General features: G+C 43.8%; 16 protein-coding genes. 8 read left to right on the forward strand and 8 right to left on the reverse strand.

Annotation, left to right across the window (positions count from 1 at the left end; translation table 11 throughout):
- A partial coding sequence (locus A3735_RS23495) for a hypothetical protein (protein ID WP_197486002.1) occupies positions 1–478 on the forward strand: 478 nt, incomplete at its 5' end.
- 86 nt (positions 479–564) lie between these two features.
- Here A3735_RS23495 and A3735_RS23500 read toward each other — a convergent pair.
- The 4 genes from A3735_RS23500 to A3735_RS23515 all read right to left on the reverse strand — a co-directional run bounded on the left by A3735_RS23500 (position 565) and on the right by A3735_RS23515 (position 3,326).
- Complete coding sequence (locus tag A3735_RS23500) at positions 565–924, reverse strand: glutathione S-transferase N-terminal domain-containing protein (protein ID WP_068509001.1); 360 nt, start codon at positions 922–924, stop codon at positions 565–567.
- A 165-nt stretch (positions 925–1,089) separates the two neighbouring features.
- Positions 1,090–1,833 carry a hypothetical protein gene (locus A3735_RS23505; protein ID WP_068510943.1) on the reverse strand — a complete coding sequence of 248 codons (744 nt, stop codon included), beginning with the start codon at positions 1,831–1,833 and terminating at the stop codon, positions 1,090–1,092.
- A 95-nt stretch (positions 1,834–1,928) separates the two neighbouring features.
- On the reverse strand, positions 1,929–2,348 hold the full coding sequence (locus A3735_RS23510) for a hypothetical protein (protein WP_068510945.1): 420 nt from the start codon (positions 2,346–2,348) through the stop codon (positions 1,929–1,931).
- A gap of 51 nt (positions 2,349–2,399) precedes the next feature.
- The gene (locus tag A3735_RS23515) at positions 2,400–3,326 is read right to left on the reverse strand and encodes a triacylglycerol lipase (RefSeq protein ID WP_068510948.1); all 927 of its coding nucleotides are present in this window, start codon (positions 3,324–3,326) and stop codon (positions 2,400–2,402) included.
- Between the two features lie 329 nt (positions 3,327–3,655).
- Between A3735_RS23515 and A3735_RS23520 the strand changes: the two genes are divergently transcribed.
- The 3 genes from A3735_RS23520 to A3735_RS23530 all read left to right on the forward strand — a co-directional run bounded on the left by A3735_RS23520 (position 3,656) and on the right by A3735_RS23530 (position 7,495).
- Positions 3,656–4,720 (forward strand): helix-turn-helix transcriptional regulator, encoded by a 1,065-nt coding sequence (locus A3735_RS23520; protein ID WP_068510950.1) that lies wholly within the window; start codon positions 3,656–3,658, stop codon positions 4,718–4,720.
- 16 nt (positions 4,721–4,736) lie between these two features.
- Positions 4,737–6,572: an alpha/beta fold hydrolase gene (locus tag A3735_RS23525; protein ID WP_068510952.1), complete on the forward strand. Its 1,836-nt coding sequence runs from the start codon at positions 4,737–4,739 to the stop codon at positions 6,570–6,572.
- Positions 6,573–6,679: 107 nt separating this feature from the next.
- Entirely contained in the window at positions 6,680–7,495 is an 816-nt protein-coding gene (locus A3735_RS23530) for a lipase secretion chaperone (protein ID WP_068510955.1), read from the forward strand.
- Positions 7,496–7,525: 30 nt separating this feature from the next.
- Here the strand turns inward: A3735_RS23530 and A3735_RS23535 are convergent, their stop codons facing one another.
- The gene (locus A3735_RS23535; protein WP_068510957.1) at positions 7,526–8,761 is read right to left on the reverse strand and encodes a diguanylate cyclase; all 1,236 of its coding nucleotides are present in this window, start codon (positions 8,759–8,761) and stop codon (positions 7,526–7,528) included.
- Between the two features lie 144 nt (positions 8,762–8,905).
- Here A3735_RS23535 and A3735_RS23540 point away from each other — a divergent pair, with 144 nt between their 5' ends.
- The 3 genes from A3735_RS23540 (at position 8,906) to A3735_RS23550 (ending at position 12,514) form a co-directional block, all read left to right on the forward strand.
- The gene (locus A3735_RS23540) at positions 8,906–9,520 is read left to right on the forward strand and encodes a 2'-5' RNA ligase family protein (protein WP_068552615.1); all 615 of its coding nucleotides are present in this window, start codon (positions 8,906–8,908) and stop codon (positions 9,518–9,520) included.
- Positions 9,521–9,751: 231 nt separating this feature from the next.
- Positions 9,752–10,105 carry a hypothetical protein gene (locus A3735_RS23545; protein ID WP_068510086.1) on the forward strand — a complete coding sequence of 118 codons (354 nt, stop codon included), beginning with the start codon at positions 9,752–9,754 and terminating at the stop codon, positions 10,103–10,105.
- 123 nt (positions 10,106–10,228) lie between these two features.
- Positions 10,229–12,514: an ATP-binding protein gene (locus A3735_RS23550; RefSeq protein WP_068516119.1), complete on the forward strand. Its 2,286-nt coding sequence runs from the start codon at positions 10,229–10,231 to the stop codon at positions 12,512–12,514.
- Here the strand turns inward: A3735_RS23550 and A3735_RS23555 are convergent.
- Positions 12,511–13,017 carry a tRNA-uridine aminocarboxypropyltransferase gene (locus A3735_RS23555; protein ID WP_068516123.1) on the reverse strand — a complete coding sequence of 169 codons (507 nt, stop codon included), beginning with the start codon at positions 13,015–13,017 and terminating at the stop codon, positions 12,511–12,513. The genes A3735_RS23550 and A3735_RS23555 overlap by 4 nt on opposite strands.
- 3 nt (positions 13,018–13,020) lie before the next feature.
- Complete coding sequence (locus A3735_RS23560) at positions 13,021–13,920, reverse strand: diguanylate cyclase (protein WP_068516126.1); 900 nt, start codon at positions 13,918–13,920, stop codon at positions 13,021–13,023.
- A gap of 393 nt (positions 13,921–14,313) precedes the next feature.
- On the opposite strand from A3735_RS23560, the gene A3735_RS23565 reads away from it, so the two are divergent.
- A complete protein-coding gene (locus tag A3735_RS23565; protein ID WP_068516129.1) occupies positions 14,314–16,773 on the forward strand; it encodes an RND family transporter in 2,460 nt (819 codons plus the stop codon).
- A 6-nt stretch (positions 16,774–16,779) separates the two neighbouring features.
- On the opposite strand, the gene A3735_RS23570 is transcribed toward A3735_RS23565, so the two are convergent.
- Positions 16,780–17,070, reverse strand: coding sequence for a hypothetical protein (locus tag A3735_RS23570; RefSeq protein WP_068516158.1), 291 nt, complete (start codon positions 17,068–17,070; stop codon positions 16,780–16,782).
- Positions 17,071–17,185: the final 115 nt, after the last annotated feature.

Here is a 17,185-nt window from a genome sequence, read left to right on the forward strand (position 1 = left end):
TGAGCCTGAGCCTGAGCCTGAGCCTGAGCCTGAGCCTGAGCCTGAGCCTGAGCCTGAGCCTGAGCCTGATAATTTTGTTGACGAAGCCCCTGATTCGTCAAGCAATAATTTTGGCTCATCAACAGGCCTTCCCGCTGGCGTGCTCGACCAAAATATTGGCCTGCGAACTAGCCTGGGAGACGAGCAACATTATCGGAGTGCCTTATCGCAATTCGTCGCTGAAGTTGGCGAGATCAGACAGCACTTAAACTCTGGGCTCAGCGCTATCAACAAACAAATGATCACTGAGAAAGCAAGCCGCTTACGCACAAGTGCTGAAGAACTGGGTATAAATAGAGTAGCTTGCCTGGCAATTGATCTGGAAAACAACACACAGTTCCCAAATGAAGTGCAAGAAGAAGCAATAAGCTCTTTTGCTAAAGAACTGGATTATGCAGAACAGGAAATCAGAAAGGTTCTTGGAGAGAGTAACAGCTAGATTTGTACCGAGCCTCGCTGGCAGGTCGCACCTTTGAACCTATCTAACTCCGCATAGCGAGGGCTGGGGCCCTCTGCAGGACTCTCTTATGTATATTGCTCTTGAAGATAAGAAATAATATCTGACGACTCATACATCCATTGTTGCTCACCATCTTTTTCTATTCTTAAGCATGGCACCTTAAGCTTTCCTCCACCGGACTGTAGCTCTTCAGCAAACTGCTTATTGCGTTTCGCATCACGAGTCTCAATATTTAAGCCCTGACGACGCGCAGCCCATCGAACCTTTACGCAAAATGGACAGGCAGCATACTGATATAGCGATATGTTCTGCGTCGCCGCGTCCAGTTCTAACTGCTTCTCGCTGGAAAGCTTGGGTTTACGAGGCTTAAACAGAAAATCAACTAATAGAATAATACGGCCTAATAGCCATCGAACAACAGACATGCAACGAACCTCTTTCGTAAATCGCTAGAATATGGCACCGTAAAACTGCACAAAACTTATACAGCTATCTCTACGGCGCACGCGGATTCTATCAGAAAAGAGGCATAATTTCCTAGGGATGATCAGCCCGAATCAAGGGAGCATAGGCCTGACAACAGGATCTACTTATAATTCGATCTTGGGTGCAAGGTAAGCACAAACACTCGTTACTTGCTGCCAGTCTTTAATCACTGAGGGGTTATTTTTCAAGAAGTGCTTAGCGACATAAGCTCCGCCAGCGGCTTCGGCCAGTACTTCATAATCATAATCGACCTCATCCGCATCCAAAGCCTGAAGCGCATCAAAGATACTCACTTCTGACTCTGCAAATGAATTAATGAGTCCTTCACGATACATCTCGATCAGCCTATCAATCGAATAAGCTTGAGTGTTAACTTGATAGCCCTTAGCCAACAACAAAATATCGATATCACTGCCTTGTTTAACCGCAAGAATACCTGCACCTTGATTGTTTCGGGAATTACCATTACCCACGAGTAAAATACGTGAGGTATATAGGTCAAAGGCATATTCAGCGACTTTATCCCGCGATTTGGTCTTGACCATATTCAAACCAATATCAATCACATTACTATCAAGCGCACCTTCCATGAATGAGTAGTGTGGCATTTCGACAAACTCGACATGAGAAAAGTATGCGCTCGAGCATTCCATCAAATTTGCAAGACTTCCTGAAGCAATACCGTTATCAACTTTGAAAGAAAGATGAGGTACGTAACCAATTCGAACGGACGATTCAAACCGCTTATTATCTGTGGCGTAGCTTGCTCCAGAGAGCAGTCCAGCCAGCATCGCGCAGACAATCATAGGTAAAAAGTGTCTAAAAGCAGACATAAAACGCATAGGCATGTAACTCACCTTAAATTTATTATGTAAGTGGTGGAAAAAGCTTGGGTTATTTTTATGATAGCACTACTTATGGTAATAGAAAGGCAAAGTAAAAACTATGCATTAGGTCTAGCTTGTGCAAGGTCATCCGGGGTAAGCAATTTAGCCGCACGATGGACAAGCTTGCCGCCACCTCTTAGTGAACGATAGACGATATCCAGAATATCTCGGTGCACGGCTTCAATAGGTTTGGCTATTTGACTCACTACGGGTAATTTTTGCATCACATAAAAGGGCTCTTCAGCAATTGAGTAATGAACCGTCTCAACTGTTTCTACCGTTTTATCGTAAGCGCTCGCCATCAAATCGATAGTGCCTGCTAATAAAGCTTGATTGGACACATCTTGCTGCCCAGCTTCGGGGATATAGGGTTTACGTATTACCTGATAGTTGATTAAATCGAGCGCTTTCCCCGCATGACGTGTACGCAATCTTCGCTCATCTTCATCAACCCAGCATGCTATCTGCTGGTACACGCGGTCAGAGTGCGCCAATGGAATATGTGGCAGGCCTTCAAAGTGAGCGTTTTAGCTATGTGTTGGCGCAGAGCCCGGGTTAGCACTACCCTGTCTGACCAAGCTACCCCCCATCACTCTGCTAATAAAGCTATCTTCATTCTTTCCAACACTACCACTAATAAAGTAATGACGAGCCTGATCATAGAAACTCGCACATGACGACTCAATGTCTTCAGATGGAGCAAAAAACTTCAAGCCATGCTTTAAATCTTGAATACCTTCACTCCGCCGATCAATCCAATCAGCCCAATGGCTAATGTAATCCCGAGGAAAGTGTCGAACGATTTCACCGCTAAAGTGGCCAAACTTTTCAAGCGGTGAGCCTTCGTGCGGTGTACCCAAGTACATACATTTACTTAAGTTCGAGAGCCAAGGCATATCAGTTTGGATGGCACAATATTGAGCATGTCGAAGTAAGAGTCCGCCCATACTGAAACCGACAAGCATCAGTTCATCAATATTAATCGGGTAGGCTTCGTGCAATTGAGTCAGTTGCTTTGCCAGAAGACGACCATTTTTTTCTAAAGAAAGTCCGGTATTGTAGCGAAGATAGAACGGTGTATAACCAAAATCTTCCTGCAACTTTGTACCATAGTTTTCCCTGACATCGCCGCCTTTATAGTCGAAACAGCTATCAATATAATGATCGACGAGAGATTCCCCTTCACTGGGAGCCTTTAGGTGGTAATCCCAAACCGTTTCCAGGTTTGTTAGCCCATGAACAAATACAACCACCTTATTACTTAACGGCGCATCCAGCTGATGAACGAGGTGTTCATTTAAGACCAAGCGTTTGTAGTGGTAATAAAAGCCCATCTGGATAGCCAAAGGGTTACATTCTTTTTCAAGGTAGTCACCTATCACTCCATTGAGGATGGAGCGCCCTAGACGCCCCCAATGTTTATGGGTCTCTTGACCTTCAACAGTATGACTCATACATGATCTCCGTAAGTGAAGATCTTCAGATTAGCATGTTTTCTGGAATATGAGACATGATCCAACTCAATCAATGAAGGCTATTCAAATGTCATCCCTCTTAAACACGAACTTAGCCAAGTAAGTACCGCTGTGACGAAGCCCTATAAATTCAGTGCGATAAGATCACAGAATCACCACGTACTTCTACTTATTAAGAAGTCTTGTCACAAAAACAAAGTGTCAAGACCGATTTGTTGCTTAAAATTCCCTATGATGCTCACTTATAAACGCACTAGATAAAAGACAAACGCTTTAACAGCATTGATAGATAAGTTTCGGAATAAAACGTGTATAGCAGTTCTATAAAAAAAGCGCCCCTTGACAGCTCAGTGCTCACCTTAAAGCTCTACGACAGTGCATCTAAAGGCCCCGAAGGCTTGGCACAAGAACTTTGCGACATCTTCGGCAGCGCTTCAATTGACCTTAGTGAACGCCTAATCCCTTGGCAAAGCTCGTTATTGAGCGAGACTGAGCTAAGCGACATTCGCAAGGAAGCACCGGCCGGTAGCTCTAGTTCTTATTATATTTTTGTTCACAAACACGTACTTTATCCGTGTATTCCTTTCGACCATCGCGCCGAGTTGGTCGCTAGCATTGCTTTTGATCGCCGCGCAGAAGCCCAGCTCCCCCTATCCAATACACAGAGACACCTACTGCCACATATCGCCCAGGCCTTACTTCTCTGCCATAAAATAAACCAACAGCAGCAAGAAATTGAATCAGTTTATCAAGTTCTGGGCCACTACCCACTCCCCACCCTTGCTGTCGATAACCAAGTTAATAGTGTGTTTAGCAATAAGTTGTTTAGACAATTAATCAATTCATCTATTACAAACGAAGAGTTTGACGCGAGTACATCATTAAGGCATCTAGCTCGTGAGCACATCGACCTACTGAAGTTATGCACTCGGGCTAATCAGCGCATCGTACTTAGAAATGCTATCCACGACTGTATGAATGCGACAAGCAAGCACAGCGTGTTGTTCAAGCTAAGTATTAATGAAATAGAATATCCGGTAATTATCAGCACGACAGCTTGCGTACCCAGGCTGTTCAGACATTACACCAGAACCGGCCTTGCATGGGTGTATTTTTTAGGCGCCAACTATGCGCAACACTTAAAAGAAAACCTAAGATTTCAGGCTCTGAAACTGAGTAAGGCAGAGAAAGAATTAAGCATTTTACTATTCGAAGGAGCTCGCCTTAGTGATATTTCAGAGCACAGAGGCGTCTCCGAACAGACTGTACGCAAGCAACTCCAATCAGTGCTTCGTAAAACTAGGCTTGAAAGCCAGGAAGCGCTAATTTTATTTTTATTTGAACACTGTATTGAATACGGATTAGTTAAGTAGTCACAAGGATGTAGTCATGATTAACCTGCTCGAAAATAACGCACCACTTACCATAGAGAAATTCAGCCTCGAAGAAGATGAACTGATCTCCCTTATCTATCGCTTCGCGAGCAAGAAAGACGAATGGTTCAATCTACTGCTGAGCCTGTCAAACTGTATTTCCATCTCTGAAAACCTACCTCATGAGCATCCGTTTAGAGACGTTTCCTTGCGTGTCATGAAACACCTGAAAACGGCGATCAAAATCAGTGCCCAACTTAGCAGCCAGGAACACCCCTTACAGACAGAAAGTTCCCTGAACCATATTCCCATGGCGGCATTAATTATTAATGAGACAGGCCGAATAATTGACATCAATGAGCGAGCTGAGCACTTCTTCAATGCCAGTCAGCACTGGCAAATTGATCAGGGTTACCTGAGCGCGGAACACCTTCGGCTGAACACAGAGCTTATGCCATTAACCGGCGACCAAAACTTCAGCATCATCTCACTAGCACTTGAACCCGTCGACTCAGCTGTAGAAAGCCTCAGCACTAAAAAGGCATACCAAGGCAAACCTAAGCTGGTCCATCTTACCGCCTTGCCAGGCAATGAGGCAGATATGCAGCTCAGCCAGCATTTTTATCTCTGTTTTCAAACAGAGCAGGAAGAGCTAATTAACACCGAGCTTCTCAAGGCACACTACCAGCTAACAGATACCGAGGCACTAGTCGTAGTCACCTTGATCAATGAGCTATCCAGCAAGAAGACTGCCACCAAACTAAAGTTAAAAGAGGCAACGGTAAGAGGCCACTTAAGCAACATTTATCAGAAACTTGGGGTGACTAGGAAACCGGAGTTAATCAGAAAAGTCTTATTATATAAACTCGGCTCCTCACATCAACTCGATAGGCCTTTATCTCCTATTGCTGACCAAACAAGCGAGCCTGAGCAGAACGTTATTTACCTGAAAGACGGCAGGCGTATGAGTTATTGCGATCATCCAAAGCCTGAACTTTTAAAAAATAAACGTGCAACTGACCCATATTGCTCGACCAGCTCCGAAACTCACGCCATCATTTTACTACATAACCTTATGGGCTCTTCAATGGAGTTACCTCCGGGTGCATCAAGCCTTTTTGAACAAGAAAATATCCGAATTATTGTTCCCGAACGTCCTGGCTACGGAGATTCTGACTGCCACCCCGAACGTAACCACCAAGACTGGTGCTCGGATCTTGAGCAACTACTAGATCACCTAAAACTAGATAAAGTAAAAATTCTTGCACACTCTATAGGTGGTAGTTACGCGCTTGCCTTGGCAGAGTTTCTGCCAGATCGCATCGAGCGCATTGCGATGGTTAATGCCATGCCGCGTATCGAAGATATTATGGCCTGCGCCAACATCCCTTCACTCGTAACGGCCGTTAATCGAAGTCTAAAGTTTGCTCCATTTTTGATCGAACCCATTTTAAAAATGGCTGTTGGAAAAGACATCGAACACTTTTATTCCCAGCAGTTGAACTATATTCGCCCCACACTTGAAGGTCGTGCTGCAGATATTAACTTGTTAAAAACAAGTCAATATCGAAACTATTCAACCGCTAATCTCAAGCAATCGGCTAAGCAAGGTGTTGGTATTTGGGCAGAAGAACTAAAGCTTAGCTTCAGTGCTCTTGCCTTTTCGGTAAAAAATTGTCGAACAGAATATCAATTCTGGCACGGCGAACATGATGATGTTATTCCCCTAGAAGCCGCTGAGCTGCTATCAAAGCACCTCAATACGACTCACTTTACCCGTCTGAAAAGTGAAACCCACTATCTTTTTGCTCGCCACTTTAACAAGATTGTTAAGCAACTCATCGCTAGCTAAGCCGCAATGAAATAGAAATCAGGGTGTGACAAGTCTTAGCGAGCACACCCTTCAACTCAACCCATGAGTACGAATCCGCATCACGCTACGGCGCGCTGCCCCTGCATATGTCTGATATAGCGATCGAACAGTTTTTAGTTGACCCTCAAGGGAAGCTAGTCATCAATGAGAACATCAAAAACATATTCGAGTATTTCCTTATGGCTTCTCATATCGAGGGACAAGACCAGGTCATTGAACGCATACGCGAGTATATTGAGATGAGTTTGTCTGGCGAAGCAACGATGAAAGCCCAGGAAATAGCAGACAATTATCTGCTTTATAAAGGCAACCTGAGTACAGAGCAATTTGCCATGAACACAGACTTCAGTCAGCAGGAAAACCTGACAATGCTGCGCTCTGCGCTTGATGATAAAAAAAACACACGTCGACAATACCTCGGTAAAGAACTAAGTGAAGCCTTGTTCGGTCACGAAGAACGTTATGATGACTATTCTTATCAGCGCTTACTGATCAACAGCGACAGTTCACTAAGCGAGCAGGAAAAAGATCAGCTGATGGCTCAGGCCGAAAGCCAACTGCCCAGTAAGATGGCTCAAGGCATGCGCTATAAGCGCGAAGAAAAAAAGCTCACCGCACAAATAAACAGGCTTAAGAATCAGTCTGACACGGCTGAAGAAATCTTCGATTTAAGAGCTAATTTCTATGGAGAAAAGATCGCACAAAGAATGGCCTACCTAGAATCCAATACGCCACAGTGGCAAGCTCGCCTAACAGAATTCTACCAACAACGGCAAGATATCCTAGACTCAAATGAATTAAGTGACGAAGCCAAAAAACTCGCCTTACAAGAAGCCAAAGATAATGCCTTCACCAGAAAAGAACAGATCAAGCTCGCCGTACAATCGATACGGGGAGCATAGAGAGCTTGTAATTGGATAATAGCGTGCCGACTAGACAGATCGCGGACTTTCTTTAATTGTGCAATTTCTCCCTGCCTCTTTTGCTTTATAAAGCAAGTCATCCGCCTTCTTGATGACCTCAGCTGGTCGATACCCTGGCTCGCTATTTGCCAAACCTATACTTATTGTCACCGAAACGGTCTTAGAAGGATTACCCTGACCTCTATGCTTTTTCCCTGTCTTCTTATCCTGCTCACGGTCATCGGACCTAAGCTTTAGCGCATAGTTTTGTATCGATTCACGCACGGCCTCGGCAAAGACAAAAATGTCGTCAGCACTTCGGCGGTTAAAGACAATGGTAAATTCTTCTCCACCATAACGGAAAGCTCGCCCTCCACCCTCGACCTGAGCGATCTTTGAAGCCACCATACGCAAAACCTGGTCACCCACATCATGACCATGGGTATCATTAAATTTTTTAAAGTGATCGACATCGAGCATCGCTACCGAGTAATGACGACCTAAAGTGGAAAGATAATCTTCCAAAGCACGGCGACCTGATATTCCGGTTAATGCATCTTTATAAGTCACCTGATAATTACTTTGTTGATAAAGAATAAACAAAGCCAAAAACAGCATTGAGAAGCATACTGAACTAAGGTGATTTGAAGAGAAGTCGAAAAAGACTGACACGCCAGATAGCCAGGTTAATAATAAAGCGAAATCTGCAACATGTTTGCGAATCAAGGCAAGCAGAGCTAACACTGAAAAACACAAGGCGTGGCAATATAACAAAGCCTCGGTCACCCAATACCGGTCTTCAAACAAAGCACTTTGGTGGTTGGCAATCGCCGCTAACTTAGCCTGCCACGCCTCACTGGCACCAAAATACCACAAGAGCATAGCTCCAGCCGCTAATACCAGTGCATATACTCCACCTGTTCGGTTAAACATACCTTTTTCAGGAACGAGCGAAGCAAACATCAACGATGTACAAAAAAGGAGATTAAGTCCACTAAACATCGCCATCACGTCTGATCTTGTCAAAGGCGTTTGCAGCTTCGTTTGAATAAAGTAATAGGCAAACAGGGCGATGAAAATCGGGGCAATAAAGCGGCTTCGATTAAACATGGCAGAAAAGCCAAGTAAGATACACGCTAATAGGTAAGGAGCAGTCCGCAGTACGTTTTCATCGAGAGCTTCAATAGAGCTGATACGAACCAGAAAAAAGGATAAAACGACAACAATTAAAGGGCTTAATCGCCAAGCATTTGCTAATAGGGGCACTGTTAATACTTCTTTGAAAAAACATGCTTTCAGTGTAGCTCAGATACTGGCATTGTGAGTGTGGATTGATATTTATTTGCACCAACACTCGCGCTTTAATTAAACTATTTCAGAACTTCCATATCACTCTGACCTATTTCACTTATGCAAAACCTTTCTGCCTCTCAGGCAAAGAATTCCATTGCAGTTAGCCCGCATGACCCGCTTAATTGGCATCAAGGTATTGAGCATTACGGCTTTTGGGCAATAGTGGTTCAGCAAGAAGACTGGCTCAAAGCCTTCCAACGCGCCCGCGCTCATGTCAAAACACTAGTACTACCTGATTACCAGAGAGCACCTCACATCACTTTATCTGCTTGCGGACTGGTGGATCCTGCTCACTTCTGCGAAGAGAAGCTCGCCCGGCAAATCAGAGCGCTTGAAGAATTAAAGCTTTCGCCCTTTTCTCTAGAAAGCCTAGGCCTAGACAGTTTCGAGACAGCCCCCTACCTTTCGATAAACAAGCACCCTCTTCTTCTAAAGATACGCGGTACACTGGAATCTATCTGTCAGGATAATCCCGCACGCGACTACCACCCTCATCTTACTTTGGGCTTTTATAAACAGTCGTACTCACTCAGCACCTTACAGCGCCACTTATCAGGCTATACACAGCCAGTCCTCCCAAGTCTAAGCGTACAAAGCCTATGCTACTGCACCTATCAGACCAAAGAAATCCAGGGAAACATCACAATAAGACACAAGCTCCCGCTTTCATAACGCAATAACACTCTCAGTTAACGCTGATAGCTCAAGAAAACCGATCTATCCCTAAGAATTATTCCTCCATTTTTACGGCGAAAATGCACAGTTATGCTATTTTTAAGGAGGGGCAAGCTTTAACGAAGCAATTATCGACGTCAGCACACTCCTGACACATATCAGTCAATTGCCTAGCCCCTAACCTCATTGAATAGCACTGGGCATATACTGACGTGGCAACAAACGTAAATGAATAAGCTAACTACATCACTATCCTTCAAGTTAGCGATACCAAGTATCCTTATTGGCACGATATTTTTGCTGTCCGTCTCGCTATTATTCTCTTATCACGCAGAGCGAACATTAGAGCGTGAAAGCAATATAATTGCCCAGCATATACAAGACACGCTACTTATCGCTAATGAAACCAATGCTAACACAGCTAATTTAAGGCGTATTGTTAAAGCCTTAACGGCACGAAATGACATGACCCGCTTGCTCCCGGTGGAACAGGCAAGTGGCATTATCAGCGCAGACAGCCAAGAAGAAAATATTGGCCAAAATGTTCATAATTCACTCGACAATGCCCAATTAGAAACCTAGAAGCGTTTCATCACAAATGGACAAAACCAGAATCATCAAATTAGCGATGACGGTTTTTTTCATCATGCTCGCATCAAACTACTGAACCCAGAGCTTAATCGCGTGCGCCCTTACGAGGTATTTATGGAATTTCATAATATACCGACATTTAAAGAAACCAAGACATTTCTCTTTAGCTTATTTCTACTCTGTGCTGGGGGAATTACCCTACTTGCGGCTACAGCCTATCTCAACCAGCGTAGAACCTTGATTAGGCCCTTGGAAAGCATTACCGAAGAGCTACACCAGCAACAAAGTAACGGCCTAAATTCTCCCTTAAGCTACCAAAGCGAGGATGAGTTAGGCACTTTGGTTAAGCGCTATAATGCTCTTGCCAAAGACATAGCCAAACGCGCTGAGGAGGTAAACGAAACCCGGCGTATTATCGATGGCATCACCGACGGTGTCCCCGTATTACTTTCCTACATTGATGCACAAGAGCGCTTTCAGTTCGTTAACAAGAACTATAGTCGCTGGAGCGGCCGTGATACTAGCACCTATAAGGGTAAAGCAATTTCTGAAGCCTTGGGTGAAGCCATTTACGAACGGACTCAACCCTACATTAAAAAGGCTCTAAGCGGGACGTCCTGTCACTTGGAAACAGATATGGCGACCGTTAACGGTATAAGGCATTGCAAAGCGAATTACCATCCTGATTTTGGCGAAAATAACGAAGTCCTCGGAGCCTTTATTTGTATCGAGGATCTTTCAGAGGTCAAAGTTTCAGCCTCAAAATTATCTGATTACGCACAAGAACTAGAATTCCGTGAAATAGCCCTTCAAGAAGAAAAAGCCGTTGCCGAAAATGCGTTGAAAGTTAAGTCTGAGTTCCTGGCCAGCATGAGTCATGAAGTACGCACGCCAATGAACGGTGTACTCGGCATGCTCAATCTGCTGATGAACACAGAGCTCAGTGATGAGCAAAGACAAAGAGCCTCATTGGCAAAATCTAGTGCTGAGTCCTTGCTAAGCTTGATCAACGATATACTCGACTTCTCTAAGGTTGAGTCAGGTAAACTCGAGCTTGAGCAGGTCTCTTTCGACTTAATTGACTTAATCTCCAGCTTGGCGAAAACACTTAGTAAGCAAGCATACGACAAAGACATAGACTTCGTTGTCGATGTTTCGGGCATCAATAAAACCCATATCACAAGTGACCCTGGGCGAATCAGGCAAGTCTTAACGAATTTAATATCGAATGCGATAAAGTTTACTTCTTCCGGTAGCGTAACCCTAAAAGTAGAAGTCTACGAAGACTTTGGTGACAGCCTGGATCTAATTTGCGAAGTTCACGATACCGGTACCGGAATAGCTAAAGATAAGCTGGCAACGATATTTGACTCATTCTCACAAGCAGATGCCTCAACCACTCGAAAATATGGCGGCACTGGCCTTGGTTTAACTATTTCTCGAAATTTATGCCAATTAATGCATGGCGATATTAGAGTCGCCAGTGAGCTAGGTAAAGGTAGTGTCTTTACTGCCTCATTCATGGTTGACAGCTCTACTGAAAACAAAGAAAGCGCGCCACAATTTGAGACCGAACAACTGCTAGCATTTATTCTCGATAAACATCAGGACACAGCCAAGGAAATTGAGAAACAGCTAAGTAAATGGGGAATTCCCTCATATATCTGCGACAGCTCCAATTCCGTGCTCAATTCACTCAATGAACATGTTGTCGGGCCTGGTAAGGTCCCCTTGATCTATATCGATGCAGACCTGATTGAAGGTTCTGCCCACGACCTTAGCGACAACCTTCGCAGCCAAGCAGGCAATGAAACCTTATACCTGATACTCATGACAAAGTACGGTTCCCAGGTCGATGAAAACTATTGCAAGACTCATGGCTTCGATGCCCATATCTATAAGCCTATCTGTTCCAATGACCTAATCCAAAGCATGGAGCTCAGCCTCTATTCAGAAAAACCAGAGCTAACGCAAAGTGCGATAGCGGCTATAGAAGACCCCACTACAGATTTGAGCGAGTCTAGAATCCTGCTTGTTGAAGACGTCTATGTAAACCAGCTCGTTGTACAAGGTATTCTTGAGGCGCTTGACCAACAGTGCGATATCGCTGCCAACGGCCTAGAAGCGCTAGAAATGATACGCGACGCTGAAAAAACGGTCCCCTACAACCTCATTTTCATGGACTGCCAAATGCCGGAAATGGATGGATATGAAGCAACTACAGCGATCAGACAAGGTAAAGCCGGAGAAAACGCCAAGCAGCTACCTATTGTTGCCATGACAGCTAATGCAATGAAAGGTGATGATGATAAATGCTTTGCTGTGGGAATGAATGACTATATTAGCAAGCCTGTCGATGCCATGATCGTTCAAGAGAAGCTAAATAAATGGCTACATTAAGATGGCAGCGCCCTGTTAAACGCCTCATAATGATAAGCGAGTTCACTTGCTGACTCAGACTCACCTGCAAGCTCAAGTAGTTCGATAACACACTCAGCCGTACACAACCCGCCTTTTAGCTGATTTCCTCTACGCACAAAAGTGGAAGGTGTCACGTTATCCAAAGAGAACTTGTCGGCTTGTTGCAAATAAGGGCTTTGTCTATACATTTTCTTGGCTTGTTGCCAAGTAGCATCCAGAATCACGTAGTGAGTATAGGAAAAAAGACATTGAGGGTCAGGCTGATAAGTGCCAGGGCTATCGGTGTTTTGTGTAGGCAGTTCTTCTCTAGGAAAGAGCACCGCGGCTTGCTGCCGAGCCAATAGACTCAATAAACTTTCATCGGGTTCCCGACGCTTCCAAACGACAAGTTCGCAATCACCCTTCAATATACCTCTAACGACTGCACCCGTATTATTCTTCTTTTCTAATTCCCGCTCATGCGTAAGTAATATAAACTTCATTAACTATAAAATACGATTACGGCCTGCTTCTTTAGCTTCATATAATAATTTGTCAGCACTCTCGATAAACTCTGCCGCACTTTGCCCTTCACCAGCAAACTGAGCAATCCCACCACTAACCGTGACATGATCTGCCACTAAAGAGTGTTCATGAGGATAATTCAAATCACTAAACAACTTATTTATACGCTTCGCAACCGCTTGCGCTTGCACCGCATTGGTATTAGGCAAAATCACTGCGAATTCTTCCCCACAATACCGAGCAACAATATCGGCTGGTCGGCACATCGCTTTACGCAAGGTTTCACCAACAGCCTTTAAACACTCGTCACCGGCTTGATGTCCGTTGTTATCATTGAAAGGTTTAAACTGATCAACATCGATCATAATCAAAGTTAAAGGGTCTTTCTCTTTGATTGACCTAGTGATCTCCAGCTCCATGGCCTTATCAAAACCACGGCGGTTCACCAGTCCTTTTAAGGTGTCTTGAAATGCGAGCAACTCCATTTTTAATTTGGTGCCATGAAGCTCGTCCTGAATCTGGGCGATACGCTCCATCGCATGAATCATCGCTTCAAGCACTTCAGGCACTATCGGCTTATAAAGATAAATATCGCCGCCTGACTGAATACCCACAGTAAAAAACTTAGTATCCGTTTTAGCACTAACAAAAATAATGGGGAACCATATAGAGGTATCTTGACGAATAATTTTAGTCGTTTCAAAACCGTTAAGACCAGGCATTTCAACGTCCATCAAAATCAAATCGACTTTCTCTTGCCGACAGAGGTCAATTGCATCCTGTCCACATTCGGCCTCGATGACATCATGCCCAAGCCCGGCAACTACTGCTAGAGACACAAACCTCATAGAACGCTGGTCATCAACAATCAGTACTTTCATAACTCACTCAACTTTTATTAGTCATTACATGCTCAGATCGCTATGGCTAGTTAACGGCCTTTAGTATACTGAGCAACTTATTATGAGAGCGGCCATAATGAAGCACCACAATTGTTACAAGATAAAATCGTTTGTGCTCTAAAGTAGAGTATAGAGTATGCCCAAGCATTTTTCTTACACAAGACGACTCGATTCATAATTTTTTGCGCTCTGATAAAAAACTGTTAACCCAAGTGCAAATAACTACTTGAACAGCCGAAAAATACTGTTAAAGTGCGCACGTCTGGATTCCATAGGACTACATATATCTCTCGCCACGCCCAGAATTGGCAGAGCACCCTATATGTTAAGAATCCATTTGCACTGCACAACAAACTTAGAATAGACGCACCCATGACAGAAACCCCACTGATTCGCCAAATTGTTTCTCGACCCGCACTCAGTTTTATTATCACTCTGGCAATTATCCTCGTATCAGCATTTCTCGCGGCTCAAGTAACAAAAAACACCACGCCCTATTTCTTGGACCGCACCCACACAGAGCGCGTTAAAGAAGATCTGATGACAGATATTTTTGAGCGATCCAGAGAAACCATTGTTATTATTCTCGAGGCAAAATCTGGCGATATTTTTTCTGCAGAGTCACTGAGCTTATTAGAAACTATTCATAAGACTCTAGACTCCGTTGACTTGATAGAAATGATCAATCCTAAACTCAACACAGGCAAGTCACTCGATAAGGCCAGCTTAATCAGTCAATATAACCAAAGCCTGGCGGCGGCTAAAAACGAGCAAGAATCTAAGGAAATAGAAGCATTACTAGGCCAATACCTCTTCCCTATTCGCAATATCAAGTCACTACTAAATAGTGATGACATTTTCATGCTTGAAGATGAGATCACCATTGCCCCCAACTTCGAGCAAGAAAAGATCGCTCAATGGCAACAGAATCAAGGCAAAGAAATATTAGATAACCCTCTGTTTACGGATGCTTTGGTTAGCCCAGACGGCCGCGCAATGGCAATTAATCTTGAACTAAACATCGATACCGACGATAGCGCAAGCACTACTGCGATATTCAATAAGGTTCAAGGGTTGATAAAACCCATCGTTGAATCAAGTAATTTCGATCTCTACTTTTCTGGCTCACCAGTCGTAAATGTAGAAATTTCTAATGTTATGGAAAAGGATAATCAACGCTATTTCCCTTTAATCGTCCTATTAATAGCATTAACACTGGCCTATTTATTTCGCAGTGCCTGGGCCCCGTTCTTTGCGCTCAGCGTATCAATTATCAGTATCGTCATCACCTTTGGACTCATGACCTTGCTGGGCATATCCCTGAATATCGTGACCACGATGTTGCCGATATTCATTATCACCATTGGCGTAACAGATGCCATTCATGTTCTTTCCGAATCTAAATTAGACCAAAACAAAACAAGTAAGCAAGAAGCAACTATTGCTAAAGTCAGTAAACTTTTTCGCGCAATGTTGCTTACGTCGCTGACGACAGCTCTTGGTTTTTTCTCACTTTCATACACCGAAATTACTAATATAAAAGAATTCGGCATCATGGTTGGAATCAGCGCTATTGTCGCGTTTATTATTTCTGTAACGGTGCTGCCTACTTTAATGGCAAATATAAATTTTTCTTCAGGAACAACTCAGCGCCCCATTCGTTTCTTTGAGGCTTTAGAAAACATTGCTAAAAAGCAAACCATTTCTCGTTGCTTCGCACTGCTATTCCTTTTAGTCGTCTTCTCCTTAATCGGGCTTCCTAATTTCTACGTTGACCAACAAAACCTTCACTCCTTCAAAGCCCAGACTCAACTGAGGCAAGATGATGCCAGAATCAACGAGTTACTAGGTGGCACCGTACCAGTGAACGTATGGATAAGCTCAGATGAGCAAAATGGCATCCTTTCTCCTGAGGTATTACGAGTGATAGAAAAACTCGAAGCGCAAGCTAAGCGTCATGATGCAGTTGGCTACACAAGCTCAATATCTGGTTTTATCAAACAGCTACACAAAACCTTATCGCCCAATGATGACAAGATACAAAGCTCAGAGCTAAGTCCGGAGCTTATATCCCAATATTTATTTTTGTTAGAGGGCGGCCCCTCACGAGACCTTGAGTCTATTGCCAAAGTGGGCCCTTACAATGAAACTCGCGTGGTAATCATGTCCAAAACAGATGGCTCCAAGCAGTTACAGCAACTGTTAGACGATCTAGGCCCTATTGCTGAAACCTTACCTGAAGGGGTTTCGTTTAGATTCACCGGCTACGGGAGTATGAATGCTGCCGCCTCAAAAGAAATTATCCAAGGACAACTTTCCAGCATTATCATTTCGGTTGTCGGACTTTTATTGGTTTTGTGCACGATCTACCGCTCAATCCGTATTGGAATAATCGCTATCTTCCCACTAAGCATGTCATTACTGGTCATGTTCGGACTGATGGGTTTATTGCAGATTCCTTTAGATATCGGCTCTAGTCTGCTATGCGGCATTGCCTTCGGCATCGGCATCGATTACTCCATACATATCGTCGAAGCCTACTTACGAAACTTAAAAGCACTTCAATCTAGGGATGCCGCAGCTCAAGCAGCCCTGACAGATATCACCTTCCCAATATTAACCAGCGCTTTTACCATTGCATTAGGCTTCTCAATCCTCTTGTTGTCAGAGTTTCAGCCTATTTTCAACCTCGGACTTCTCATTAGTATTACCATGCTAGTGTCTGCGCTATGTACACTTTTTATCATGCCAAACCTTCTGAAATTAGCTAAGGTAGGAAAAGTAGTAGAGCAGGAAGAAGAGCTCGAACCTTCGATGCTTGCAGAGGGCTAACCAGCCCTACTCAAAAACCTTATATTTTTTGATATACCTGAGTGCAAAAGGCGTCTCGATTAGCATATATGTCAGTAAACTAAACCAGAACCAGTTAGTCTCTAGAATGATCAACGATAACTTGAGGTCTTGACCTTGATATAAGCTGCCAACCACCAAGAGAGATATCACCATAGCAGCCAAGTCGTTCGTAAATAGTTTGTTCAAATCTCGCCCCGCAAACCGAGGATAAACGAACAAATAAGTAAGCGTCACCAATAGGAAATTGATCAATAAAATAAGAGCTTCAGCTTGCATAATCATTCCGATTCAAACTTGTAAACAGCCATCATACCTCGAACTGATAACAAAGTGACTAATAACAAACGTTAGTTGTAATAACGACACAATCTAAAAGCGACACTCCAAACCG

The organism is Oleiphilus sp. HI0061, from assembly GCF_001635675.1.